Origin of the sequence: Streptomyces sp. AC1-42W (genome assembly GCF_003248355.1) — a bacterium.
Taxonomy (GTDB): domain Bacteria; phylum Actinomycetota; class Actinomycetes; order Streptomycetales; family Streptomycetaceae; genus Streptomyces.
Map to the genome: position 1 here is coordinate 887,126 of NZ_QKWY01000002.1, position 23,856 is coordinate 910,981.

At 68.8% G+C, this 23,856-nt stretch carries 26 protein-coding genes; 12 read left to right on the forward strand and 14 right to left on the reverse strand.

The features are described from left to right. Nucleotides 1–78 precede the first annotated feature (78 nt). From DNK56_RS21985 to DNK56_RS22000, 4 genes are all read right to left on the reverse strand, one after another. Nucleotides 79–675, reverse strand: coding sequence for a phage tail tube protein (locus tag DNK56_RS21985; RefSeq protein ID WP_111337329.1), 597 nt, complete (start codon nt 673–675; stop codon nt 79–81). A gap of 101 nt (nt 676–776) precedes the next feature. Further along, the gene (locus DNK56_RS21990) at nt 777–1,184 is read right to left on the reverse strand and encodes a hypothetical protein (protein WP_111337331.1); all 408 of its coding nucleotides are present in this window, start codon (nt 1,182–1,184) and stop codon (nt 777–779) included. Between the two features lie 303 nt (nt 1,185–1,487). Next, nucleotides 1,488–1,700, reverse strand: coding sequence for a hypothetical protein (locus DNK56_RS21995; RefSeq protein ID WP_111337333.1), 213 nt, complete (start codon nt 1,698–1,700; stop codon nt 1,488–1,490). Further along, the gene (locus DNK56_RS22000) at nt 1,697–2,413 is read right to left on the reverse strand and encodes a hypothetical protein (protein ID WP_111337335.1); all 717 of its coding nucleotides are present in this window, start codon (nt 2,411–2,413) and stop codon (nt 1,697–1,699) included. Before DNK56_RS22000 ends, DNK56_RS21995 begins: the two co-directional genes overlap by 4 nt. A 212-nt stretch (nt 2,414–2,625) precedes the next feature. Between DNK56_RS22000 and DNK56_RS22005 the strand changes: the two genes are divergently transcribed. Continuing rightward, nucleotides 2,626–3,828 carry an IS110 family transposase gene (locus DNK56_RS22005; protein ID WP_111337336.1) on the forward strand — a complete coding sequence of 401 codons (1,203 nt, stop codon included), beginning with the start codon at nt 2,626–2,628 and terminating at the stop codon, nt 3,826–3,828. A gap of 149 nt (nt 3,829–3,977) precedes the next feature. Here DNK56_RS22005 and DNK56_RS22010 read toward each other — a convergent pair whose 3' ends face one another. After that, entirely contained in the window at nt 3,978–4,277 is a 300-nt protein-coding gene (locus DNK56_RS22010) for a WhiB family transcriptional regulator (protein ID WP_111337338.1), read from the reverse strand. Between the two features lie 184 nt (nt 4,278–4,461). Here DNK56_RS22010 and DNK56_RS22015 point away from each other — a divergent pair, with 184 nt between their 5' ends. Continuing rightward, nucleotides 4,462–4,902, forward strand: a complete 441-nt coding sequence (locus tag DNK56_RS22015; protein ID WP_111337340.1) for a helix-turn-helix domain-containing protein — start codon at nt 4,462–4,464, stop codon at nt 4,900–4,902. Between the two features lie 241 nt (nt 4,903–5,143). On the opposite strand, the gene DNK56_RS22020 is transcribed toward DNK56_RS22015, so the two are convergent. Further along, nucleotides 5,144–5,332: a hypothetical protein gene (locus tag DNK56_RS22020; RefSeq protein WP_111337342.1), complete on the reverse strand. Its 189-nt coding sequence runs from the start codon at nt 5,330–5,332 to the stop codon at nt 5,144–5,146. 836 nt (nt 5,333–6,168) lie between these two features. Between DNK56_RS22020 and rpsL the strand changes: the two genes are divergently transcribed. From rpsL to tuf, 4 genes are all read left to right on the forward strand, one after another. After that, on the forward strand, nt 6,169–6,540 hold the full coding sequence (rpsL, locus tag DNK56_RS22025; RefSeq protein WP_003948652.1) for a 30S ribosomal protein S12: 372 nt from the start codon (nt 6,169–6,171) through the stop codon (nt 6,538–6,540). Nucleotides 6,541–6,542: 2 nt separating this feature from the next. Next, entirely contained in the window at nt 6,543–7,013 is a 471-nt protein-coding gene (gene rpsG, locus DNK56_RS22030; RefSeq protein WP_073964452.1) for a 30S ribosomal protein S7, read from the forward strand. Nucleotides 7,014–7,051: 38 nt separating this feature from the next. Beyond that, the gene (gene fusA / locus DNK56_RS22035) at nt 7,052–9,181 is read left to right on the forward strand and encodes an elongation factor G (protein WP_111337344.1); all 2,130 of its coding nucleotides are present in this window, start codon (nt 7,052–7,054) and stop codon (nt 9,179–9,181) included. 160 nt (nt 9,182–9,341) lie between these two features. After that, nucleotides 9,342–10,535 (forward strand): elongation factor Tu, encoded by a 1,194-nt coding sequence (gene tuf, locus DNK56_RS22040; protein WP_111337346.1) that lies wholly within the window; start codon nt 9,342–9,344, stop codon nt 10,533–10,535. Nucleotides 10,536–10,719: 184 nt separating this feature from the next. Here the strand turns inward: tuf and DNK56_RS34775 are convergent, their stop codons facing one another. After that, the gene (locus DNK56_RS34775; protein ID WP_146610442.1) at nt 10,720–11,223 is read right to left on the reverse strand and encodes a hypothetical protein; all 504 of its coding nucleotides are present in this window, start codon (nt 11,221–11,223) and stop codon (nt 10,720–10,722) included. After that, on the reverse strand, nt 11,202–12,434 hold the full coding sequence (locus tag DNK56_RS22045) for an amidase domain-containing protein (RefSeq protein WP_146610441.1): 1,233 nt from the start codon (nt 12,432–12,434) through the stop codon (nt 11,202–11,204). The genes DNK56_RS34775 and DNK56_RS22045 overlap by 22 nt, the downstream gene beginning before the upstream one ends. Nucleotides 12,435–12,924: 490 nt before the next feature. Between DNK56_RS22045 and DNK56_RS22050 the strand changes: the two genes are divergently transcribed. Next, complete coding sequence (locus DNK56_RS22050) at nt 12,925–13,377, forward strand: hemerythrin domain-containing protein (RefSeq protein WP_111337351.1); 453 nt, start codon at nt 12,925–12,927, stop codon at nt 13,375–13,377. A gap of 3 nt (nt 13,378–13,380) precedes the next feature. On the opposite strand, the gene DNK56_RS22055 is transcribed toward DNK56_RS22050, so the two are convergent. The 3 genes from DNK56_RS22055 to DNK56_RS22065 all read right to left on the reverse strand — a co-directional run bounded on the left by DNK56_RS22055 (nt 13,381) and on the right by DNK56_RS22065 (nt 15,303). Beyond that, entirely contained in the window at nt 13,381–13,734 is a 354-nt protein-coding gene (locus DNK56_RS22055; RefSeq protein ID WP_111337354.1) for a hypothetical protein, read from the reverse strand. A 43-nt stretch (nt 13,735–13,777) separates the two neighbouring features. Next, nucleotides 13,778–14,596 (reverse strand): helix-turn-helix domain-containing protein, encoded by an 819-nt coding sequence (locus tag DNK56_RS22060; RefSeq protein ID WP_111337356.1) that lies wholly within the window; start codon nt 14,594–14,596, stop codon nt 13,778–13,780. Nucleotides 14,597–14,877: 281 nt separating this feature from the next. Continuing rightward, nucleotides 14,878–15,303: an ATP-binding protein gene (locus DNK56_RS22065; protein ID WP_111337359.1), complete on the reverse strand. Its 426-nt coding sequence runs from the start codon at nt 15,301–15,303 to the stop codon at nt 14,878–14,880. Nucleotides 15,304–15,464: 161 nt separating this feature from the next. On the opposite strand from DNK56_RS22065, the gene DNK56_RS22070 reads away from it, so the two are divergent. Then, nucleotides 15,465–16,322, forward strand: a complete 858-nt coding sequence (locus tag DNK56_RS22070; protein ID WP_111337362.1) for a helix-turn-helix domain-containing protein — start codon at nt 15,465–15,467, stop codon at nt 16,320–16,322. After that, the gene (locus DNK56_RS22075; RefSeq protein ID WP_111337364.1) at nt 16,319–16,528 is read left to right on the forward strand and encodes a DUF397 domain-containing protein; all 210 of its coding nucleotides are present in this window, start codon (nt 16,319–16,321) and stop codon (nt 16,526–16,528) included. Before DNK56_RS22070 ends, DNK56_RS22075 begins: the two co-directional genes overlap by 4 nt. 198 nt (nt 16,529–16,726) lie before the next feature. Here DNK56_RS22075 and DNK56_RS22080 read toward each other — a convergent pair whose 3' ends face one another. The 3 genes from DNK56_RS22080 to DNK56_RS22090 are packed head-to-tail and all read right to left on the reverse strand — an operon-like array spanning nt 16,727 to nt 17,534. Next, a complete protein-coding gene (locus tag DNK56_RS22080; RefSeq protein ID WP_111337367.1) occupies nt 16,727–16,960 on the reverse strand; it encodes a DUF397 domain-containing protein in 234 nt (77 codons plus the stop codon). Nucleotide 16,961: 1 nt separating this feature from the next. Next, nucleotides 16,962–17,132 (reverse strand): DUF397 domain-containing protein, encoded by a 171-nt coding sequence (locus tag DNK56_RS22085; protein ID WP_342211047.1) that lies wholly within the window; start codon nt 17,130–17,132, stop codon nt 16,962–16,964. A gap of 48 nt (nt 17,133–17,180) precedes the next feature. Next, complete coding sequence (locus tag DNK56_RS22090; RefSeq protein WP_241990052.1) at nt 17,181–17,534, reverse strand: DUF5753 domain-containing protein; 354 nt, start codon at nt 17,532–17,534, stop codon at nt 17,181–17,183. Here DNK56_RS22090 and DNK56_RS22095 point away from each other — a divergent pair. The 3 genes from DNK56_RS22095 to fxlM are packed head-to-tail and all read left to right on the forward strand — an operon-like array spanning nt 17,508 to nt 23,856. Beyond that, nucleotides 17,508–20,501 (forward strand): lantibiotic dehydratase, encoded by a 2,994-nt coding sequence (locus DNK56_RS22095; protein ID WP_241990053.1) that lies wholly within the window; start codon nt 17,508–17,510, stop codon nt 20,499–20,501. The two genes, DNK56_RS22090 and DNK56_RS22095, sit on opposite strands and share 27 nt — an antisense overlap. Next, complete coding sequence (locus DNK56_RS22100; RefSeq protein WP_111337372.1) at nt 20,488–21,750, forward strand: lanthionine synthetase C family protein; 1,263 nt, start codon at nt 20,488–20,490, stop codon at nt 21,748–21,750. Before DNK56_RS22095 ends, DNK56_RS22100 begins: the two co-directional genes overlap by 14 nt. Before the next feature lie 15 nt (nt 21,751–21,765). Beyond that, entirely contained in the window at nt 21,766–23,856 is a 2,091-nt protein-coding gene (gene fxlM / locus DNK56_RS22105; protein WP_111337374.1) for a methyltransferase, FxLD system, read from the forward strand.

Sequence of the window (23,856 nt, forward strand, 5' to 3'; positions counted from 1 at the left end):
TCTCCGTATGCAGAGGAAGGGTGGAGGGAACGCGGGGTGGGCCGGCCGAGGTCGTCGGCCGGCCCACCCCGCGGGGTGTTACACGGCGGCGTAGGCGCCGTCCTTCATGACGAAGGTGGCCAGGGCCTGGCCCTCGCCCGGCGACAGGGCGGTGAAGGTGACACCGAGCATCGCCGCGGCCTTGCGGGCGAGCTTGAGGTCGTCGGTGGCCGTCACCTGGCCGCGCGGGATGACGAAGCGGTACGTGACCGCGGAGCCGTCGGTGAACTCCAGGCCCAGGGCGCGCTCGTCGAAGGTCGGACCGTCCGGCACGTCGAACTCGTAGACGCCCGGGTTCGCGGTGGCGTCGTTGCGGAAGTCCGTCTTCTTGCCGCCGAGGAAGAACGGCAGCGTGTCCTCGTTGAACTGCAGCATCGAGAACTTCAGCGTCAGGTCACGGTCCGCGTAGACGAAGCGGGCCGGGCTGATCGACTGCCAGGTCTCCACCGGGTCGAGCTTGTCCTTCTTGGAGAAGGTCACGCCGTCGGTGGAGGTGTAGCCGAGGTCCGTCCAGCCGACTCCCCAGTCGGTGGCGGGGTTGTCGGTGAAGGTCGTCGGCAGCGCCGCGCCGACCTCGGCGACGAGGATGCGGCCGGTGCCGGCGACGCGGATCTCGGAGGCGTTGTTGCCTGCCATGTGTACTCCTTGATGGGTTGGGTGGTGCGGGGTGTCCGCCGCGGATACGGCGAAGGCCCCGCCGATCGGCGGGGCCTTGTCTGTGGGTACGGGCGGGTGGGTCAGCCCGTACGGAGGGACAACCGCAGGACGCAGAGGTAGCGGTTGGCCGCGGTGTAGACGTAGTCGGGCAGCCAGCGGGGGCCGTCCGCCTCGGTGACGTCGCTGATGAACGTCGTGCCGTACGCGGTGCCGGCGGCGTGCAGCAGCTCCGCTCGGGCCGCGTTGGCGAGCAGGTGCGCGGTCGGCTTGTCGGGCCCGTAGCACTCCAGCTCGATCAGGGGCTGGTCGAGATGGAGGTCGTCGATCCAGGCCCCGCCGCGGCGGGAGACGATCACCGCCTTCTGCGTGCCGTCGAAGCCCGCCGGCGGAGTGTCGTCGACGATGGCCTCCGCCAGCTCCGGCCGGTCGGAGAGGAGGTCCACGACGATGGCCTCCACGTCCGGGAAGGTGCTCGGTGCTGAGCTCATGACGTGGCATCACTCCTGTGGGAAGGGGACGTGGGAAACGCGACGGCGGAGCTGCGCCCCGGAGGGATGTGGGCACAGCTCCGCCGCTGCACTCATTGTGATCGATAACGTGCGAGTGCGCAACTAGTTCGTGCGAGATCGATCGCTCGGTGTGGTGTCGTCGGTTCCGGCGCATGGGGGCGGAACATGAGCGCGGACGGACGCGAAGAGGCGGTCGCCCCACGGGGCGACCGCCTCTTCGCGTCCAGCGGCCCGGTCCGGCCACGGAGCCTGCCGGGGACCGACGTGCTGTGGTGCGGATCGTCACCCGCTCCTGGGGTCGGGCCCGGGGCGGCCGAGCCGCACCTTCCGTTCGGCGGCGAACACGTCCTCCAGCCGGTAGAGCAGTGACCGTCCCTGCCGGCCCGCCGGCGCGAGATGGCCCAGCTGGACCCACTTGCGTATGGTCGCGGGTACGACACCGGCCTCATCGGCGGCGAGCGCGGCGTTGATCAAGGGGGAGACGGCGGTGGTCATCGGCGTACTCCTTCGTCGGCGACGTCCATGGACCGCGCGAGTTCGTCGCGGTCGGCGCCCCCGGCCTCCGCCAGCACCTCCCAGTCGCCCTCCTGCCAGACATGGCGCAGGGCCGGATCGGCGCGGCAGTCGCATTCCTCGTCGGTGCAACGGCAGGCGGGGTTCACGCACAGGACGGCGCGGCGCGCGGGGAACGTTCGAAGGGACACCGAGTCGCACCAGGGGCACCGGCCGCGGACCCGCACCATGGTCTCGGAGTCCCCGAGCGTCCGGCCGCAGCGCCGTGCCATCCGCCGTGCCTCGTTCCGCACATGGGCGATGAGCGCCGGTTCGCTCTCCGTCCGGTCCAGCAGGGCGAGGATTCGGGCCAGCCGCTCGGGCACCCGTGCGCGCGGAGGACGGCCGAGCCCGAGCCCGGCGTGCACGGCCTCGTCGAGCTCGACGACACCGTCGGTGATGTCGCGGATGGCGTCGGAGACGTGCAGGCGCAGGGGTGCCGTCGAGTGGCCGGGCGCGGTGAGCCCGTGCCGCTGCTCCATGAGCAGGGCCTCGCGGCGCTCCTGGTGCGACAAGCCGGAGTAGTGGGCGGGCGACTGTCGCGCCGTCGTCCCGGGCGGGCCGGTTCGTCCGGGGGCGAGCTCGGTGAGCAGCTCGGGGAACTGCCGCAGCAACGCTTCGATCCAGAGCGACGCGTCCTGTGCCGGCGTGTTCATGGGTTCTCCGTAAGTTGTTAGGTGGCCCGGGAGGGCCGGGTGTGGCTTATGGGGTCTTGCCTTCAGTGGCTTGCCAGGAGTGGTCGCCCGGTCCTTCGGGGCGCCCTGGCTGCTGATTGAGATGTGCGCGCTTCGTGCGGTCGCTGATTACGGAGATGACAGCGGGGTGTTCCTCGGGCCGACGGCATGCCGCGCGGAACGAGGAGGGGCAAGTGAGCAAGCGGAAGGCTCAGGTCTGGGCCGGTGTCGATGCCGGGAAGGGCCACCACTGGGCGGCGGTGGTCGATGAGACCGGCGCGACGCTCTGGTCGAAGAGGATCGACAACGACGAGTCGGCGATCCTGACCGCCATGGGCGAGATCCTCGACTTGGCGGACCAGATCCGTTGGGCGGTGGATATCTCCGGGACGTCCTCCGCGCTGCTGCTGGCCCTGCTCGCGGCGCACGGCCAGAAGGCCGTCTATGTGCCCGGACGCACGGTCAACCGCATGTCGGGCGCCTACCGGGGCGAGGCGAAGACCGACGCCCGCGACGCCTACGTCATCGCCGAGACCGCCCGTCACCGCAACGACTTCGCCGTCATCGACGTGCCCGCCCAGCTCGCTGCCGACCTCGCCTTGCCGACCGCCCACCGTTCCGACCTCGTGGCCGACCGGGTAAGGATGATCAACCGTCTGCGCGACGTGCTGACCGGCGTCTTTCCCGCGCTGGAGCGGGCCTTCGACTACAGCTCGCAGAAGGGGGCGCTGGTCCTGCTGACGGGTTACCAGACCCCTGCCGCGATCCGCCGCCGCGGCAGGGCGAGGCTGACGGCCTGGCTGGCCAACCGCAGCGTGCGCGGTGCCGACGCGGTCGCCGCGACCGCGCTGGAAGCTGCCCGGGCCCAGCAGACCGCGCTGCCCGGCGAGGATGTCGCCGCGCAGATCGTGGCCGACCTGGCGGCACAGATCCTGGCCCTGGACGACCGGCTGAAGCGGATCGACAAGCAGATCCGCGAGACGTTCCGCAGCCATCCGCAGGCGGAGATCATCGAGTCGCTGCCCGGCATGGGGCCGATACTCGGGGCCGAGTTCGTCGTCGCGGCCGGCGACCTGTCGGCCTACGCCGACGCCGGGCACCTCGCCTCGGCGGCCGGACTGGTGCCCGTCCCGCGCGACTCCGGCCGCCGCACCGGCAACCTGCACCGGCCCAAGCGCTACAGCCGCCGCCTGCGCAGGGTGTTCTACATGTCCGCGCAGACCAGCATCATCCGCGAAGGCCCGAACCGGGACTTCTACCTCAAGAAGCGCGGCGAGGGCTGCAAACACGTCCAGGCCGTCATCGCCCTGGCCCGCCGACGAGCCGGCGTGTTGTGGGCCCTGCTGCGTGACGGACGGGTCTTCACCTCCGCCCCACCGGTCACGCAAGCGGCTTGACTTCGTCATTGAGACTCCTGTCGGTGCGGTGGTGGGGTCGGCGGGCTTGTGGCGCGGGGAGCGCGGGTGGTCGACGCCGGTCGGCATACGCTGGACGTTGTCGACGGACCGGAGGGCACGGCGTAACTCCCCTACGCGTGGAGTACGTGTCAGTCGTCGGCCGTTGTCCGGGAACATCCGCAAGGTTCGTGCGAACTCGCAACGGAGGTGAGTCGCAAACGTGCCGGGCGGCCGTTGCGCCACAGGCGGCCTGCGGCGACGCCGTCGAAGTAGGTGTCGGCCGGCGCCACGGTCTCCTCGCAGTGGTGCGTCACCGGGCAGTCTCGGCACGCCTTCAGGGCAGGCATGGCCTCCGATTCCCGGCGGGCGAAGATCACCCGGGGCGGGAGCCCCAGGCAGGCGGCCGCGGCGCGCCAGTCGTGAGGCTCCGCGGTTTCGGGCAGGGGCATGGAGTGGCTCCCGGGCTCGGAACAGTCGTTGCGAATGCGCACGCTGTCATGTTGCGAGTGCGCTCGCAACTTAATTGTGGAGGAGGTTCCCTCGAATCGACACCGTGCGGGCGCAGGAGCACGTAATTCTGTGCGCGCAAGCGCGATATTCTGAGGTCCGCTTCGGAGGGAGGCGACCCCCGCCATGACCGCCAGTGACCTGGAACAGTTCGCCGCCTGGATCGAAGAGCTCGTCCGGCGGCGCGGCTTCGACATCGACAGCCCCCGGGGCGGGGGCAAGTCCCGCCTCGCGGACGAGGCCGGCGTGCATCGCGCGGCCATCACCCGCCTGCTCCAGCGTCAGTCGATGCCCGACCTGGAGACGACGCGACGCCTCGCCCATGCCCTGGGCGTGCCCGTGCGGGACATGCTCATCCGGTCGGGTCGCCTCACCGAGGAGGACCTGCCGCTCCCGGGCACCGCCGAACGGGCGCTCGTGGCGGCCGAGGCTCCGCGCCTCACCCTGGAGGAGGCGGCGGCCGCCCTCGGTGTCCCCGTGGAGCAGCGGGAGATGTTCATCAGAGTGGCGGGCCAGTTCCTGCCGCCCTCGTCCGCGGTGCGGCAGGCTCCCGCGATCCGGGACTGATCCGCCCGCTTCCCCGCCACTCCCCCCGTCCTGCCGCGGTCCCCCGGCCCTCGGCCGCCTACCTCGTCGGCCGAGGTGCCCGAGTAAACTGTTGCGACCCATTCCCCGGCTGCGGGCGGGCGAGGCCCGCCGCCGGCGGGCCGCCTCGCGTGACGCCGGCCCGGGGGGAGTGGGGGCGGGGGGGCTGGGGCAGTGGGGCAGGAGTGTGAGTATCGCGGTGACGAGGGGGGCCGACGTGCCGTCACCCGGTGAGGGCGATGCCGCGGCGGCCGTGTCGCCCCCGTATCTGCAGCCCCCCTCGGACGACCTGCCGGGCCTGCTGGCCCTGCTCGGCCGGCTCCTCGAAGGGCACGCCCCGGACGAGGTCGAGGTCATCCTCCGCGAAGAGCTGGACCGGCGTGAGGCGGCTGCCTACGCGAGTGGCTGGCATGACGCGGTGGAGGCGTACACCACAGCTCTGGTGGAAGCCCGGCGCCCCGACGGAGCGCGTCCTCTGCGGCTGGTGGGGCGGCTGCCCGGCCAGGCCGCGGTGATCCCTTTCCCGCGGGGCCAGGCGGACCCCGGCGCGGGCGCCGATGCCGGTGTGGGGGGCGCCGGAGCGGCCGGGCGGAATGGGTCCGCCGTGGCCCCGGTCCGGGTTCGGGATTCGGAGGAGGGAGCCCTCTCGGGGCCGCCCCGCAGGCGTGAAACCGCGACCGGCGGGTCGTCGGCGGGTGATGCGGGGGCCGGTACGGCTCCGGGCTCGCCTCCTCCCCGGTCCCGTGGCGGCGCGCCCGCGTTCGAGGCGAAGAGTCGGAAGTCCAAGGTGCCCTCGATCCCCCGCCTCGTACCCCCTCGGGGGAGGGGTACTCGGCGAGACCCCGCGTCCGGTGACGCGAAGGACCGCCCCCCGCGTCGCCCTCCGGCCGGGGGCCCGCAACCCGACCGGCCGCAGGAGGCGGACCCGCGGCCGCCGGGGCCGGAGCGCGAACCTGGACAGGAACGGCCCGGGTAGCGTGAACACGGACGGGAACGGCCCGGGCGGCTCCGCGCGCGGGCATTTGTTTTGACCGGAGTCCATGCGATAGGTACGCTCAAGCCTTGTGCCTGGGGTGTGCCCGGAGTCGTGTGCGTGTCCTCAACCGCACCGGAGCCGAGACCGGCCACCGCAATCAGCGCTCCTTTCCGCCCCGCGGCGGAGGTCCGCGCGATTCGACACACCCGACCGCGTGGGTCGGTGACGTTCCAGGTTAGTTTCACCGACGGCACACAGAAACCGGAGAAGTAGTGCCTACGATCCAGCAGCTGGTCCGGAAGGGCCGGCAGGACAAGGTCGAGAAGAACAAGACGCCCGCACTCGAGGGTTCGCCCCAGCGCCGCGGCGTCTGCACGCGTGTGTTCACGACCACCCCGAAGAAGCCCAACTCCGCGCTCCGGAAGGTCGCACGTGTGCGTCTGACCTCGGGCATCGAGGTCACGGCCTACATTCCGGGTGAGGGACACAACCTGCAGGAGCACTCCATCGTGCTCGTGCGTGGTGGCCGTGTGAAGGACCTGCCGGGTGTTCGTTACAAGATCATCCGCGGCTCGCTCGACACCCAGGGTGTCAAGAACCGCAAGCAGGCCCGCAGCCGCTACGGCGCCAAGAAGGAGAAGTAAGAATGCCTCGTAAGGGCCCCGCCCCGAAGCGCCCGGTCATCATCGACCCGGTCTACAACTCTCCTCTGGTCACCTCGCTGATCAACAAGATCCTGCTCGACGGCAAGCGCTCCACCGCTGAGCGGATCGTGTACGGCGCCATGGAGGGTCTTCGCGAGAAGACCGGCGCCGACCCGGTCATCACGCTGAAGCGCGCGCTGGAGAACGTCAAGCCCTCGCTCGAGGTCAAGTCCCGCCGTGTCGGTGGCGCCACCTACCAGGTGCCGATCGAGGTCAAGCCCGGTCGCGCCGCCACCCTCGCGCTGCGCTGGGTCGTGGGCTACTCCCGCGCCCGTCGCGAGAAGACGATGACCGAGCGGCTCATGAACGAGCTGCTCGACGCCTCGAACGGTCTTGGCGCTGCCGTCAAGAAGCGTGAGGACACCCACAAGATGGCCGAGTCCAACAAGGCCTTCGCGCACTACCGCTGGTAGTCGCTACCCCCATCGAGACCGAGAGAAGACTGAGCCTTATGGCCACCACTTCGCTTGACCTGGCCAAGGTCCGCAACATTGGGATCATGGCCCACATCGACGCGGGCAAGACGACGACAACCGAGCGGATTCTGTTCTACACCGGTGTTTCGTACAAGATCGGTGAGGTCCACGACGGCGCTGCCACGATGGACTGGATGGAGCAGGAGCAGGAGCGCGGCATCACCATCACGTCCGCCGCGACGACCTGTCACTGGCCGCTCAATGATGTTGACCACACCATCAACATCATCGACACCCCGGGTCACGTCGACTTCACCGTCGAGGTGGAGCGTTCGCTCCGCGTCCTCGACGGCGCCGTCACCGTGTTCGACGGTGTGGCCGGTGTCGAGCCGCAGTCCGAGACCGTCTGGCGTCAGGCGGACCGCTACGGCGTTCCGCGTATCTGCTTCGTCAACAAGCTCGACCGCACCGGTGCCGACTTCCTGCGCTGCGTCAACATGATCGTGGACCGCCTCGGCGCGACCCCGATCGTCATGCAGCTGCCCATCGGGGCCGAGGCGGACTTCACGGGCGTCGTCGACCTCGTGTCGATGAAGGCCTTCGTGTACCCCGAAGAGGCCGCCAAGGGCGAGATGTACAACATCGTTGACATCCCGGCCGAGCTGCAGGAGCAGGCCGACGAGTGGCGCGGCAAGCTGCTTGAGGCCGTCGCGGAGAACGACGACGCGATGATGGAGCTGTACCTGGAGGGCACCGAGCCCACCCAGGAGCAGCTGCACGACGCGATCCGCCGCATCACGCTCGCCTCCAAGGGCGGCGCCGACTCCGTCACGGTCACCCCGGTGTTCTGTGGCACGGCGTTCAAGAACAAGGGCGTCCAGCCCCTGCTCGACGCGGTCGTCCGCTACCTGCCTTCCCCCCTGGACGTCGAGGCCATCGAGGGCCACGACCCCAAGGACCCCGAGACGGTCGTCAAGCGCAAGCCCTCGGACGACGAGCCGCTGTCGGCTCTGGCGTTCAAGATCGCGAGCGACCCGCACCTCGGCAAGCTCACCTTCGTCCGGATCTACTCCGGTCGCCTGGACTCCGGCACCGCGGTGCTGAACTCCGTCAAGGGCAAGAAGGAGCGCATCGGCAAGATCTACCGTATGCACGCGAACAAGCGTGAGGAGATCGACTCGGTGGGCGCCGGCGACATCATCGCCGTGATGGGCCTCAAGCAGACCACCACCGGTGAGACGCTGTGCGACGACAAGAACCCGGTCATCCTGGAGTCCATGGACTTCCCGGCGCCGGTGATCCAGGTCGCCATCGAGCCCAAGTCCAAGGGTGACCAGGAGAAGCTGGGTGTCGCGATCCAGCGCCTCTCCGAGGAGGACCCGTCCTTCCAGGTGCACTCCGACGAGGAGACCGGCCAGACCATCATCGGTGGTATGGGCGAGCTTCACCTCGAGGTGCTCGTCGACCGCATGAAGCGCGAGTTCCGCGTCGAGGCGAACGTCGGCAAGCCGCAGGTCGCGTACCGCGAGACGATCCGCAAGGCCGTCGAGCGCATCGACTACACGCACAAGAAGCAGACTGGTGGTACCGGCCAGTTCGCGAAGGTGCAGATCGCCATCGAGCCCCTCGAGGGCGGCGACGCGTCGTACGAGTTCGTCAACAAGGTCACCGGTGGCCGCATCCCCCGTGAGTACATCCCCTCGGTGGACGCGGGTGCCCAGGAAGCCATGCAGTTCGGTGTCCTGGCCGGCTACGAGATGGTGGGCGTCCGCGTCACCCTGATCGACGGTGGCTACCACGAGGTCGACTCCTCGGAGCTGGCCTTCAAGATCGCCGGTTCGCAGGCGTTCAAGGAGGGTGCCCGCAAGGCGTCCCCCGTGCTCCTGGAGCCGATGATGGCCGTCGAGGTCACCACGCCCGAGGACTACATGGGCGATGTCATCGGCGACCTCAACTCCCGCCGTGGCCAGATCCAGGCCATGGAGGAGCGCAGCGGCGCTCGCGTCGTGAAGGGCCTCGTGCCCCTCTCGGAGATGTTCGGCTACGTCGGAGACCTCCGCAGCAAGACCTCGGGTCGCGCAAGCTACTCGATGCAGTTCGACTCCTACGCCGAGGTTCCGCGGAACGTCGCCGAGGAGATCATCGCGAAGGCCAAGGGCGAGTAACTCTCCCGAGCTCACGCTTTAGGCTTGTCACCGGAGCCCGTGGGGCATTCGTCGCGGAGGTCACACTTCGCGGAGAATGCCCCCGGGGGCCGGCATCCCAGCAAAGATCACCTGGCGCCGATGAAGCAAGGCGTACAGAACCACTCCACAGGAGGACCCAGTGGCGAAGGCGAAGTTCGAGCGGACTAAGCCGCACGTCAACATCGGCACCATCGGTCACATCGACCACGGTAAGACGACCCTCACGGCCGCCATTACCAAGGTGCTGCACGACGCGTACCCGGACCTGAACGAGGCTTCGGCCTTCGACCAGATCGACAAGGCTCCCGAGGAGCGCCAGCGCGGTATCACCATCTCGATCGCGCACGTCGAGTACCAGACGGAGCAGCGTCACTACGCTCACGTCGACTGCCCCGGTCACGCGGACTACATCAAGAACATGATCACCGGTGCCGCGCAGATGGACGGCGCCATCCTCGTGGTCGCCGCCACCGACGGCCCGATGCCGCAGACCAAGGAGCACGTGCTCCTGGCCCGCCAGGTCGGCGTTCCGTACATCGTCGTCGCCCTGAACAAGGCCGACATGGTGGACGACGAGGAGATCCTGGAGCTCGTCGAGCTCGAGGTCCGCGAGCTGCTCTCCGAGTACGAGTTCCCGGGCGACGACCTGCCGGTCGTCAAGGTCTCGGCGCTCAAGGCGCTCGAGGGCGACAAGGAGTGGGGCAACACCGTCCTCGAGCTCATGAAGGCCGTGGACGAGAACATCCCGCAGCCCGAGCGCGACGTCGACAAGCCGTTCCTGATGCCGATCGAGGACGTCTTCACGATCACCGGCCGTGGCACCGTCGTCACCGGCCGTATCGAGCGTGGTGTCCTCAAGGTCAACGAGACCGTCGACATCGTCGGTATCAAGCAGGAGAAGACCACCACCACGGTCACCGGCATCGAGATGTTCCGCAAGCTGCTCGACGAGGGCCAGGCCGGTGAGAACGTCGGTCTGCTCCTCCGTGGCATCAAGCGCGAGGACGTCGAGCGCGGCCAGGTCATCATCAAGCCGGGTTCGGTCACGCCGCACACCGACTTCGAGGCCCAGGCCTACATCCTGTCGAAGGACGAGGGTGGCCGTCACACCCCCTTCTTCAACAACTACCGCCCGCAGTTCTACTTCCGTACCACGGACGTGACCGGCGTCGTGACCCTCCCCGAGGGCACCGAGATGGTCATGCCGGGCGACAACACCGTCATGTCGGTCCAGCTGATCCAGCCGGTCGCCATGGAGGAGGGCCTCAAGTTCGCCATCCGTGAGGGTGGCCGGACCGTGGGCGCCGGCCAGGTCACCAAGATCGTCAAGTAAGTACGTGACCGTCTGACCTGGTAGCTCCGCACAGAGCACCAAGAAGGGCCCCGTCCCACCGTTCGCACGGTGGGACGGGGCCCTTCGGTGTTGCCCGTACAGGCCGCCGCGACGGGTTACGCGGCTCTCCCGGGCCGGCTCGTACAGTCGGCGGCCCCGGAGCACGTTCAGCCGCCGGGCGGTGCTATTCCGTTGAGGATGTCGACTTGTCGGACGGAACCGGCCTGTCGGCGAAGACGACGAGGTGCCACGTGCCATGTGTCTTGACTACGCTGAAGGTGTCCCGAGTCGTCCTGCCGGAATTCGTCTGTGCGGTGAGCTTTGCCGATCCGGCATCGGGGCCCATGTCGAGGTCGATTCGAATCTCAGTGATCGAGAGTCCTCGACCGCCCTTGTCCGCGAGGATCCGAGTGGCTTCGTGGCGCGCGCGGGCATCATCAGGAACACCGCCCACTCGAATCAGGTGATCCGCGTCGCGTGAGTTCAACGCGTCCACATAGGACTCCACCGCAGCGCGTGCGCCCTTCTTGGCCGCTGCGGCACTGTCCGAGTCCCCACCACTGCCGCACGCGGTCAGAAGTATTGCTGCCAGCGCTGTGATGGTGAGCTGCCGTCGGTGTGTGTTCACCTTGCGGAGCGCCAGGCGGGGCCATCGCCAGGCTTCTTTCACGTTCGGTGTGCGTACCACCAGGCACCTCCGTGATCAGCTACGATCTTTTTCAGACTCTTATTGTGTGTGTTGGTCGTGTGGTAGGTGAGGTACGGAACTCCGTTGTACTTCTTGGTGACGACCATGGTGTGGTTTATGTTGCCGTTGCGATCCCAGTCGGCCTGAAGCACATCGGAACTCGCAAGCTGGTAGACGTTGTCGAGTATCTTGGTCCGCTTCGAGTGCTTCACTGCGAACCAGTACCAATTCTCTGCGCCGGCCCAGGTGTAACTCGTCCTGTTCACGAAGATGGTGTAGAACCATTTCGCATTGTTCGATCGTCGCCCGGGGTCGGTTGGTCCGACTGTGGACCAGCCGCCTGCCTTCATCGCTTGGGACACGAAGTTGGTGCAGTCGTTGCCGTATGTGCGGTAAGCCCCCTTGTTGGGGTTCTTCCAGTACTTATTGGCGTAGGCGACGATGCTTTTGTAGTTGTATCCGGCTTGCAGTCTCACATCCTTTGTGCTGCTCTTCGGCAGTGCTTCTGTGCTGGATGGTGCGTCCTTGCTGCCCTCGGCCTGGTCCGGCACGCCACCGCTGGCGTCGTCCGCCGGATCTGGTTCGGTCACCTGTGTGCTGGGTGCCGGACCCGATCCGGTGTCGGCGTGGTCCGATGCGAGTAGCCACGTCCCGTCGGCGGACCGGGTGAACGTCACCGTGTGAGGAAGGGAGATCTCCTCGTACTCGGGAGCACCCTCGGCGACTTCCGCAGGCGTGAATGGCATGTACAGCCGGGTGTCTTCTGTGAGTTGGAGGGTGGCCGTGATGTCGTTCAGTGAGGATTCCGTGACCGTCACGTCCACTACGGCTTTTGTGTACCCGCCGTCCACCTGTTCGTAGCGCTCGCCCTTGGCTGCGAGCAGGGAAAATTCACCCGCAGTGCGGTTTGCCATGGCTGGGGTGGAAGAAATGCCAGACATTCTGGCCTGAGTGGGGTTGGTGGTGACCATGCTCGCGCGTGCTTGGAGATATTCTTCCGCGCGTTGTGCCAGTTCGTCGACCTCACTTGCCGTAAGGCTGGTGTTGTTCGATATTTCTTGAGGTTGGGGTGGAGCGGCTCCCAATAAGGAGCCGATGGCCGCGATGGCGATGGCGGCACCTAACAAGCTCGTCAGCTGCTTCTTGTGGACGGTTCGCATGAAGTACCCCGTTTTGGAGTCTGACTGGTCGATATCGTTTCTATCTGTCAACTGCGGACTGTGTGCTGCCGGGGTCGCCTGTCGGCCGGTTATGGGCGAGGAATGTCCGGTTCCCTCAGGGCTCTGTCAGTCATGGGGGAACGTTCCGTCAGTTGCCGCCCGGGACGCCATGAGCCTTCGCGCAATGTGCCTCGTCGTAGTGGTCGGACACGTGGGGCGGTTGGGCAGATCGCGCTGGACGGCCCCCCCGGAGGGGCTTTGTGCGCGCCGATCATGTGCTGGGCGGCGACGTGGTGTTCCGGGGAGGGGTGGCCCACGAGCTAGGCCCCAGTAGGCAGGAGCGCGATTGCGGCGGAGCGCTGTCGGGACAGCGGGTGCGCCTGCGGCAACTGTTCCAGCACGGCGAGTGATGCGGCGTCGGACCACTGCGTATCGTCCAGCACCGCGGCCCTCGGCGGGGTGAGCGCGGACGTGCCCGATGCGAGAGGTTCGTGGCACTGAGGAGCGACCCAGAAGCCACAAATCTGGCAGAGTTGCGCACATGTGCCACTACTGCGGCTGCCGTGAGATTCCGCTGATCAAGGAGTTCATCGCGGAGCACGAGTCCGTCACCGACGCGGCGGGCGCGGCGCTGCGCGCCCTGGACGACGGCGACCGGGCCCGCGTCGCGGAGCTGGTGGCGCGGATGGAACGGGAGCTGGTCGCCCACTGGCGGGGCGAGGAGCGGGGCCTGTTCGCGGTGATGGGCGAGGACCCGGAGTACGCGGACTACATCGACGCGCTCGTCGCCGAGCACCGCGAACTCGGCGCGTTCCTCCGCCGGATCGACCTGGACCGCGCCGAGGACGTCGTACGGCTGCGCGAAGCGGTGGACGAGCTGCACCACCACATCGCGAAGGAGGAGGACGGTCTGTTTCCGGCCTCGCTCACGGCGCTGACCGGCGACGAGTGGAACCGGTCGATGGCGGCGTGGCGCGAGGCGCATCCGGCCTGACGGTCAGCAGGGCGACCCGCAGTCCCGGAGGGCCTGCGGCCCGGCCGGCACATCGAACCCGAACCCCACGGCGGCGAGCCCCGCGACCGCCGCGACCAGCCCGAGCGCGGCACGCCACCGGCCGCGTACGGCGGCGAAGACGGCCAGCGCGGCGACGGCCCCGCCGATGACCAGGACGGGCAGGCCCAGGAACAGCACATCGGCGTTGGTCTCGCCCTCGAACGCCCCGAAGAGCCCCCGGCGCCCGTACGGAAACCACACGGCGAGCCCGGCGAGCGCGCCGAGCAGCGCGGCGAGGAGTCCCGCGGTACCGGTGGCGGCCTCGCGGCGGCGGGATGCGATCGGTTCGGTGTCCATACGGGGAGAGACGTACGGCGGTGCCCGCGCGGTTTCGCCCTGGTCAGGCCGCGACCGCGCTCGTCTCCGCGTCGGTCTCGCCGGTGGCCTCGCGACAGTCCCGGCAGTGGCCGGGCTCCGGCGCCCGGAAGACGCGCTCGCAGCGGTCGCAGTCCTGGAGGGGGACGACCTCGGGGCCGCTTTGTTCGGGGGCTTCGGGCAGCGGGGGCGGCAGAAGCGCGGTGAGGCGGGTGCGGAGGAATGCCGCCGGGCGCCGGACGAGGGCGGGCAGGTCGCGGGTCAGCGCGTGCCGGACGGCGGCGGGTTGCACGTCGCGGTCGAACCAGGCGGTGACGGCCGGGGCGAGTTCGCCGATGTCGGCGGCGGTCAGCGTGAGTTGCGCCGCGTGGCGGCGGAGCCCGGCGAGGAGCTGCGCTGCCGCCCGGTGCCGGGTCTCCACCGGAATGGGCTGCGGGGGCCGCCTGCGCGGGGCGGGGGGTGCCGTGGTTTCGGGCGTGGCCGCCGTCGTGGCGCCGGGCTGGTTGTAGGAGGTCGTACGGGTGACGACGCGGCCGTTCGGGAGGCGGGTGCGGCTGCGGTGCAGATACCCGGCGGCCTCCAGTTCGCGCAGCGCGGCGGCGATCCTGGCCTCGCTCTCGGGAAAGCGGCCGGTGAGGGACTTGATGCCGACCCTGGCCCCGGCGGGCAGCGACTGGATGTGCGCGGCGAGCCCGATCGCGACGAGCGAGAGCTTTCGGTGCTGGGTGAGGTGGTTGCCGATCACCGTGAAGCCGGAGACGTGGCGGACGTTGACGTGCCGAACGCCTGCGGCGGGGACGCCGGACGGGGCGTGAGGGGGCGCGATAACCTGCGGGATAGCCATCAGGAAGGTGATCTCTTCCGTGTTGGTCAGGCCCTCGGTTGAGATTGGCGTCTCGCCGGGGGCTGTCACGTTCTGTGGTTGTCGCGGCGAGCATATGCCAGCCGCCCGGCCCCGAATCCAGCCCGAACGGCCTAGTTCACCCGCGCGAGTGATGCAGGTCAGAGCGGGGTGGGGTGGGGTTGGGTGAAGTTCTCTCTCAGGGTTCTTCAAAAGCTTTTACGTCGCGGCCGGCCGGTTCGCGGTGCACCGGGTCGCGGCCGCCCACGACCCGGTGGAGCAGGTCACGGTACGAGGTCGAGTTCGGCCCACACCGTTTTGCGCGGCACCGGCCCCTCCACCACGCCCCAGCGGTCCGCCAGCGCCTCGACGATGAGCAGGCCGCGCCCGCCCTCCGCGTACGGGCCGGGGAAATCCCGTACGGGCAGCCGGTCGCCCCTGGTGTCGGTCACTTCGACCCGCAACCGCGATGCGTCACTCACGGTGAGGCTCAGCAGGAAGTCCCGGCCCGACACGCGCCCGTGCCCGGCGGCGTTGGCGGCCAGCTCGGCCACGATGTGCGCGGCGGTCTCGGTGGGGAACCCCCAGTCGCCCAACTGCGCCGTGGTGAGCAGCCGGGCGAGCCGTGCGCCCCGGCGCGTGGGGGAGAGCCGCACCGTGAACTGCCGGGCGGTAGCGGAACGTTCGGTTCGGGTGATTTCTCGATTCACGCTACTCAGCGTGGCCGTGCGTGCGTACCGTGCACAGTGACTCGGCGCTTACGTACGGTCATTGTCCCCAGCTTGTCCAGTGCTGTCCCCGCTGTACGGGGTGACGTCCGGGGGACGTAGGCGGTTGAGGAAGAACGGCACACGCGGGAAGCGGGGTACGGATGACTGTGGACGAGGTCGGGGCGGACGAACCGGGCTGGGACGTCGATCCCGACGACGAGTCGGGCGTCGCGGTCGTCGCTGCCGTGGGCCGCCAACTGAGGGCCTGGCGCGAGTCGGCGGGCCTGACGGCGGCGGAGTTCGGAGCGCGGCTGGGCTACGGCGAGAACCTGATCTACAAGGTGGAGGGCGGCCGCCGCATCGCCCGCCCGGAATTCCTGGACCGGGCGGACGAGGTGTGCGACGCGGGCGGCAAGATCGCGGCGATGAAGCAGGATCTGGCGGCGGTGCGGTATCCGAAGAAGGTTCGGGACCTGGCGAAGCTGGAGGCGAGGGCCGTGGAGCTTTCCGCCTACGGCAACCACAACCTCCATGGCCTGTTGCAGACCAAGGCCTATGCCGAGGCATTGCTTGCCACGCGTCGGCCTGCATACTCACAGGAGGAGCTCCGGCGTTTGGTGGATGCGCGTATGGCCCGGCAGTCGATCTTCGAGCGCTCCCCTGCCCCGGAGTTGAGCTTCATCCAGGAAGAGGTGACGCTTCGCCGCCCGATCGGGGGCGCGGCCGTCATGCGGGAACAGCTCGAACGCCTGCTGGAGGTGGCGGAGTTGCCCAACGTCGAGGTTCAGGTGATGCCGACGTGCCGTGGCGACCATCCTGGAACAGGAGGGCGGATTCAGGTGTTGAAGTTCGCTGACGGCTCGGCCGTGGGGCGCACGGACAATGAATTCGGTAGTCGGCCGGTGTCCGATCCAAGGCACCTCCGCATCCTTGACCTACGGCATGGCATCATCCGGGCTCGGGCTCTCTCGCCGGGGGAGTCGCGGGCCTTCATCGAGCAAGTGCTGGGAGAGACATGATCCGCAAGACCGCTGCCGAGGAAGCGCCTCGGTTGGAGTGGTTCAAGAGCAGCTACAGCGACAGCAGCGACGGCCACGACTGCGTCGAGGTTGCGGCTGCGCCCGGCGCCGTGCACGTCCGTGACTCCAAGGACCTGTCCGTACCGGCGCTCGCCTTCGGGCAGGGTGCCTGGGCGGGTTTCGTTACGTACGCGGCCGAGCGCTGACCCTGCGAGCACCCACCCCCGCCGGTCGGCTGATGCCTGGGCGGGGGCGCGGTGCTGTCAGAGTAAGGCAACCGCAGACTTCGCTACCTCGGCACCCCCAAGAACGACACCTAGACCCTGACTCAGGCGACACCATGAAGCACGGAGGGCGGCCCGCCACCGGCGGCCCGCCCCCACAGCAAGAATTTCAGTGATCTTCTAGACGTCGAATTCGCCGTCGCGCGCCCCGAGGGCGAAGGCCGTCCACTCTGCTTCGTTGAATCGCAAGGGTGGATCATCTGGGCAGGCGGCATTCCGCACGGCTGCCGCTCCGCCGGGGAGGTGAGCGATCTCGACTCGGTCGTGCGGGTCACTTCCTGGCGCCCCCTTCCACTCCACGTCGCTCAGATCGAGCGCGTAGAGGTCGTCCTTCGGGCCGGGGTCGATGCTCATGTCAGAGGTCGCCCTCCGCCACCGCGCTGACGAACTCCTGCCAGACGGACGGAGCGAAGGCGTGTGCACCGAGCGCGCGGTTCTTGCTGTCGCCGACAGCAACTGCACCGTCGGCGGTCATCTGTCGCTCGACGCAGGTCCCCCCGTTGTCGCCGCTGTAGGAGGACTTCATCCACGCGTCCTCAGGGAGGTTGTGCCGCATCATTCTGGTGTACCTGCCTCAAGTTCTCTTCTTCAGATCCCGCGCTGCCTGCGAGATCAGGTCCATGGACTGCCGCGACGGTAGGGCAGCCGCTCGAAGGTCGTCAAAGGCCAGCTTGTACCGCTCAACGGGGCCATCTTCCTCCAGATAGAGGGCGCCGTCGAGGTAGTCCAGGTTGACCACGTCCAGGTCCATCGGGTCGGGGTACGTGTACAGGCTGAACGCGCCGTCGAGGCCCGCGTGCCAGCCCTGGCCGAAGGGGATGATCTGGATCGTCAGCTTGGGCGGATTGCTGACTTCGGTGAGCCTCTGGAGCTGCTCGGCCATCACCGCGGGACCGCCGATGTGCCGGAGCAGGTGCAGCAGTGGCACGTTTGGCTCAGGGAGGTCTGGGCCCTGGACGAAGTCTCCGAGGCCGTTGAGCAGGCCAGCCCCGCACTCGCGCGGCACATGGACACGCTGTGTGTGAAGGCGGGGCTTCCGGAGGCCCGACAGGTACGCCGGACCCTCATGTCGGTGATCCGGTACGTCCAGCGGATGACCGGCCGGGCGACACCGAACGGGCTCTTCGCCGGGGTCGCGCCGGCTGAGTTCGCGGAACAGTCCCAGGCCGAGTGGGGCCCGTGGCACAAGGCGGTGGCACGGCCGGACGCCGCATGGATGAATGGCTTGATCAGCGGCCTGGAGGCGTGCCCTGACCTTCTGCGCAGGCTGCCGGTCGTCGCCACGAATACGGCGTTCGTGCGAGGAGGTCGGCTGGTCGTCCCCTATCCGCCGCGCGCGGACAGTACGGGCAAGCCGACGGCGGAGGTGTCGCTCAGGTTCACCGCTGCGGTGCGAACAGCCCTGGACGCCGCCCGATCCCCGATCACGTACGGCCTGCTGGCCGACAAGGTGAAGGCCGAGTTCCCCGACGTGCAGGTTGATCGGGTCATGAACCTCTTGACCAACCTGATGCGAAACGGGGCACTCGTCAGCAGCCTGCACGCGCCCGCCGCCACACTCGACGTCCTCGACCACCTCGTACGGCAACTGGACGATGTCAACGCCCACGAGGTGCCGTCCGTTGCTGCCCGGCTGGGTGACTTACGAGCAGTACGGGACGGCATGGCCCAGCACAACCGCGCTCTCACGCCGGAGGACGGGCGACGCCTGCGCCGCGGGTTGCGACGGAAGATGATGGAGATCGTCGACACTGATCACCCGCTGGCGGTGGATCTCAAGGTGGACTGCTCCCTCGTGCTGCCCGACGCGGTAGCACGCGAGGCCGAGCGGGCGGCCACCGTACTGGCGCGTCTGTCGCCGGCGCCCTTCGGCACACCAGGCTGGAAGGAGTACCACACCCGCTTCTTCGAGAAATACGGAATCGGCTCCCTGGTGCCGCTGAGGGACGTCGTGGACCCGGATGTCGGCCTTGGATTCCCCGCCGGATTCATGGACAGCGAGACGGAATCGCGCGAGGCACTGACGCAGCGGGAACAGCGGCTTCTAGCACTTGCGCAGGCTGCCGCCCTTGATGGCCGCGACGAGATGGAGCTCGACGAGGAGCTGATCACCGAGCTTGAGATCGGCGAACAGGACCGCGTGCAGTTGCCGCCGCATCTGGAGCTCTCTTTCCGGATCAACGCCGCTTCCGCGGACGGCCTTGATTACGGCGAGTTCACGCTCTCCGCGATCCGCCCCTCTCGCGGTATCGGCACCGTGGCCGGCCGGTTCCTTGCGCTCCTTGAGTCCGACGACCAGGCCCGGGCCGCCGCCCTCCTGAAACGGCTTCCGGTCAACGCGTCGGGTGCGCTGCCCGTACAGGTCTCCTTTCCTCCGCTCGATCGGACAAATGCCCACGTCACGCGTGTGCCCGAGCTGCTTCCGGCCGTGGTCGCCATCGCCGAACACCGAACCGCGGACGAGCACACCATCGACCTGAACGACCTTGCGGTGGGCTGTGACCGCCGCAGGCAGTACCTCGCTTCCCTCTCACGGCGGTGCCTGGTGGAGCCGCACACCGTGCACGCTCTTGACCTACGCGCCCACACGCCGCCCCTGGCGCGGTTCCTGGTGGAGATCAGCCACGCTCAGTCCGCGATCGTCACCGCGTTCCACTGGGGGGCCGCCACGGTCCTTCCCTACTTGCCCCGCGTGCGCCATGGCCGTGCGATTCTCGCGCCGGGCCGCTGGCTGCTGCGCGCTGCGGACGTGTCAGGCGAGAGCGCTTCGTGGGAGGAATGGCACGCGAGCCTGAACGAATGGTGCGCTCGCCGACGGGTGCCGAAGGCCGTAGCGCTGACCGAAGGCGATCAGGTTCTTCCCCTGGACCTGTCCGAGAGCGCCCATCGCGCGGTGCTGCGTGCCCACCTCGCCCGGGCCGAGACCGCTGTGCTGACGGAAACCCTCGCTACCGGCGGCTGGTTCGCCGGCCGCGCTCACGAGATCGTCGTTCCCATGACGGTCCGACGAGCCCCGCAGTGGCCGACCGTGGCCCCCGTAACCGTCAACCGCCTGCTCACCCGCGACCACGGACACCTTCCGGGCGCCGGCCCGTGGCTCCTGGCCAAGCTGTACGGCCATCCGGAGCGTCACGCCGAGATCCTTTCCCGGCACCTCCCTGACCTGCTCGCCGAGTGGGAGACGCCACCGCCGTGGTGGTTCATGCGCTACCGCGACCCCCGACCGCACCTTCGCCTGCGCGTCGCCGTCCCGGAATCCGGTGACGTGGGACAGGTCGTCTCGCGGATCAGCGGCTGGACGGCGCGACTGCGCCGTTCCGGGCTGCTCAACGACATGCAGTTCGCCACGACCTACCCCGAGACCGGCCGGTGGGGAACGGGGCCGCTCATGTGTCTGGCGGAGAACGTGTTCACCGCAGACTCCCGGGCTGTTGTCGTGCAGCTCTCCCAGTCGGGCCGTCCCAATCCACGCTCCTTGGCCGCCGCGAACTTCGTGTCCCTCGCCGCGGCCTTCACCGGCAGCGTGACCGAAGCCATGGACTGGTTGACCATGTACGGGAAGATCACCGATCCGCGACCGCTCGACCGGCGCGTCCTTGCCGAAGCAGTCCGTCTGGCCGACCCCACCGAGGGGTGGGTGGCCCTGCGGAGCCACGCGGGCGGGGAAGCCATCACCGCGGCCTGGGCGGAGCGTGACCAGGCCATCGCGCGCTACCGGACTCGACTGCACGAATCCGATCTCGATCCACATCTCGTGCTCGACTCGCTCCTGCACGCCCACCACATCCGGGCCGTCGGCATCGACAAGGACGACGAGCGCATGTGCGTGCGACTGGCTCGCGCCGCAGCTCTGGCCTGGACAGCACGGAGGGGGAACGGCCATGGAACAGCGTGAGACCGCTCGGCGCGCCGCCGCAGTGATCGCCGACCGGCTCGCCTCGCCGGAGGACATGCGCGGCATCGATCTCAAGCAGGGCTGGTGGCCGCAGTCCCTCGCGCACGGCGCCGTCGGCGTGGCTCTTCTGCACATCGAGCGCGCCCGCGCCGAGGAGGGACCATGGCAGCGCGCCCACGACTGGCTCGCCTGCGCCGCCGCGGGCGGAGCCGTCGGCGGCCCTGACGCCCACCTCTACTACGGTGCCCCCGCACTCGCCTTCGCCTTGCATTTGGCGGCGGACCGGCCCGGACGGTACGCCCGCGCACGGGCCACGCTCGACACCCACGTGACCGCGCTGATCCGCCAGCGACTCCAGGCGGCACACGCCCGCATGGACTGTGGCCGCGAGTTCCCCGAGCTGGCCGAGTTCGACACGATCCGCGGACTGAGCGGCCTCGGCGCTCTACTCCTGCACCGCGACACGGACCCCACCCTGATGAAGGACATCCTCACCTACCTCGTGCGGCTGACGGAGCCGATTAAGTACGACGGTGAAGTCCTACCCGGCTGGTGGAGCCATCTCGGCCCCTCCGGTAAACGGTCCCCCGACTACCCCAAGGGCCACGGCAACAACGGAGTCGCCCACGGCATCACCGGCCCACTTGCCGTACTCGCCCTGGCCGCTCAGCGCGGCATCACGGTTCGTGGCCACGAGGAGGCGATCGAGCGCATCCTGTCCTGGCTGGACGGCTGGCGGCAGAACGGCGAAGCCGGACCGTGGTGGCCGTACTGGATCACCCGTGACCAACTCCGAACCGGACAACCCGGTCCCGGCCCATCCCGCCCCTCCTGGTGCTACGGCACCGCTGGATTCGCCCGCGCTCAGCAGCTCACGGCAATAGCCACAGGAGATCACGACCGCCGCCGTGCGGCCGAAACCGCACTGCTCCAGGCCATGACCGATCCCGGCCAGCGTGCGGCCACCACGGACCTGTCCCTGTGCCACGGCTTCGCCGGATTGACGCACATCACGCAACTCGCCGCCGCTGACGCGATCATCCCCGGCCTTGCCGAGTGCCTGCCCGACCTCCTCGCGCCGATCACCGACATGACGCCCGACCATCTCGTCAGCGCACTGCGCGGCCCGGTCGACGGCGGAGACATCGGACTTCTCGAAGGTGCCGCGGGCACGGCCCTTGCCCTCCACTCCTTCTCTGCCGGTAGCCCCTCCCTGTCGGGCTGGGACACCTGCTTCCTGATCGCCTGAACTGGAGAGTCACGCATGAAACGGGACGAATGGCCGCAGCGCATCCTCAGCTTCCCAGGTTGGGGCGAGGCGGAGGCCGCGGTTGTTGAGCACCTGCTCCCGGTGCTGGCCGCGAACGACGCCGAGATGACCCACTGGTCGTTCCTGCGAAAGGCCCCCGTCTGGCGCCTGCGCTACCACCCCGCCGGTCCGGCTGCGGCCAAGCGCTTGGACCTTGCGCTGGACGAACTGGTTGCCGCCCGCGTGCTCAGCGCCTGGACTCCGGGAATCTACGAACCGGAGGAGACAGCGTTCGGCGGCCCGGCCGCCATGGACGCCGCGCACGTCCACTTCCACGAGGACAGTCGGCACATCCTTGAGCACCTCGCCCGCCAGCGGTCGGGCAGTCCCGACCCCCTCGGCCGGCGCGAGCTGGCCGTCCTGACCCTCAGCACGGCCATGCGGGCTGCCGGTCTGGACTGGTACGAACAGGGCGACGTGTGGGCGAGGATCGCGGTGCAGCGCGACGGGGGCACCACTCCCTCCCCGCGGCTGAAGGCCGCCGTTCACCGGTTGATGACCGTGGACGTCAGCCCGTCCTGCAACCTCGTCCGCGACGGCCGCCTTGTGGCCCTGAGTGGCTGGATGAACGCCTTCGACACTCTTGGCCGCCGTCTGGCCGACCTCAACCGCCGGGGGGAGCTAGTACGTGGACTGCGCGCCGTCCTCGCACACCACGCCATCTTCCACTTCAACCGCCTGGGCCTCTCCCGTGCAGACCAGCACACCCTGTCAACACTCGCGAAAGAGGTAGTCATGGGAACGAGCGACAGCGTCGCGTCCACCCCCGACACGGCGTCGCCCACCGCTACGGTCGGCGACGTGAACAGTGACACCATCGAAGTCAGCGATGCCGACCGTCTCCGTGCCCAGCTCATTGACCGCCTGGTCGAGAGCGGCTCGGTGCGCACCTCCCGCGTGGAGGACGCCATGCGCACGGTGCCGCGGCACGTCTTCGTGCCCGACGCCCCGCTGGAGAAGGCGTACGGGAACGCGCCGGTCAACATCAAGTACGACGAGAGCGGCACGTCCATCAGCTGTGCCTCCCAGCCCGATATCGTCGGCATGATGCTCGAACAGCTCGAAGTGGAGCCGGGATACCGGGTGCTCGAACTCGGGGCCGGCACCGGCTTCAACGCCGGACTTCTCGGCTACCTCGTCGGGGACAAGGGCCATGTCACGACGATCGACGTGGACGACGACCTCGTGGAAGGTGCCCGCGCCGGGCTCGTCGCCGCTGGCATCGACAACGTCGAGGTGATCCTCGGGGACGGGGCACTCGGCCACGCCGACAACGCGCCCTACGACCGCATCGTGGCCACAGTCGGTGCCCACGGTGTGCCGCACGCCTGGCTCGACCAACTCGCCCCTGGAGGACGACTCCTCACCCCGCTTCGCCTCCGTGGCAGCGTCTCGCGCTCTATTGCCTTCGAGCGGGCCGATGGCGGGGCATGGCGGAGCATCGGCTCCGAGATGAACACCTTCATGCCGCTCAGGCAGGGCATCGCGGACGACGCGCGTCGCTTCGTGAAGCTGACGGACGACGGCTCGGTGACCCTCGTGACCAACGGTGACCAGGCTGTGGATGTCGAGGGCCTGGCCGGCGTGCTCACGCAGCCGCGCACCGAGGCGTGGACCGGCGTGAACTTCCGCGGGCCGGAGTCGGCCGAGTGGATGGAGTTGTGGCTGACCTGCACCATGCCGAACGGGCTCAGCCGGATGCCCGCCACGCGAGAGGCCATCGACCGCGGCGTGGTCACTGCTCCGTACGCCAGCTCGACCGCCACCTTCGAGGGCGGCACGCTCACGTACCTGACCCGCCGTACGGCCACCGAGAAGGCGCCGGACGGCGCCACGCTGTACGAGTTCGGTGTCATTGGCCATGGCCCCGACGCCGCATCGCTGGCCGACAGAGTCGTACAGCAGGTCCGCGTGTGGGACCGCGACTTCCGGGGACACGACGTGGTGTTCGAGATCCAGCCCCTCGACGCCGCACCCTCCACGACCGAGGCCGGCCGCTTCGCCTTCGACAACGCACTCAACCGCATGATCATCGAGTGGCAGTGA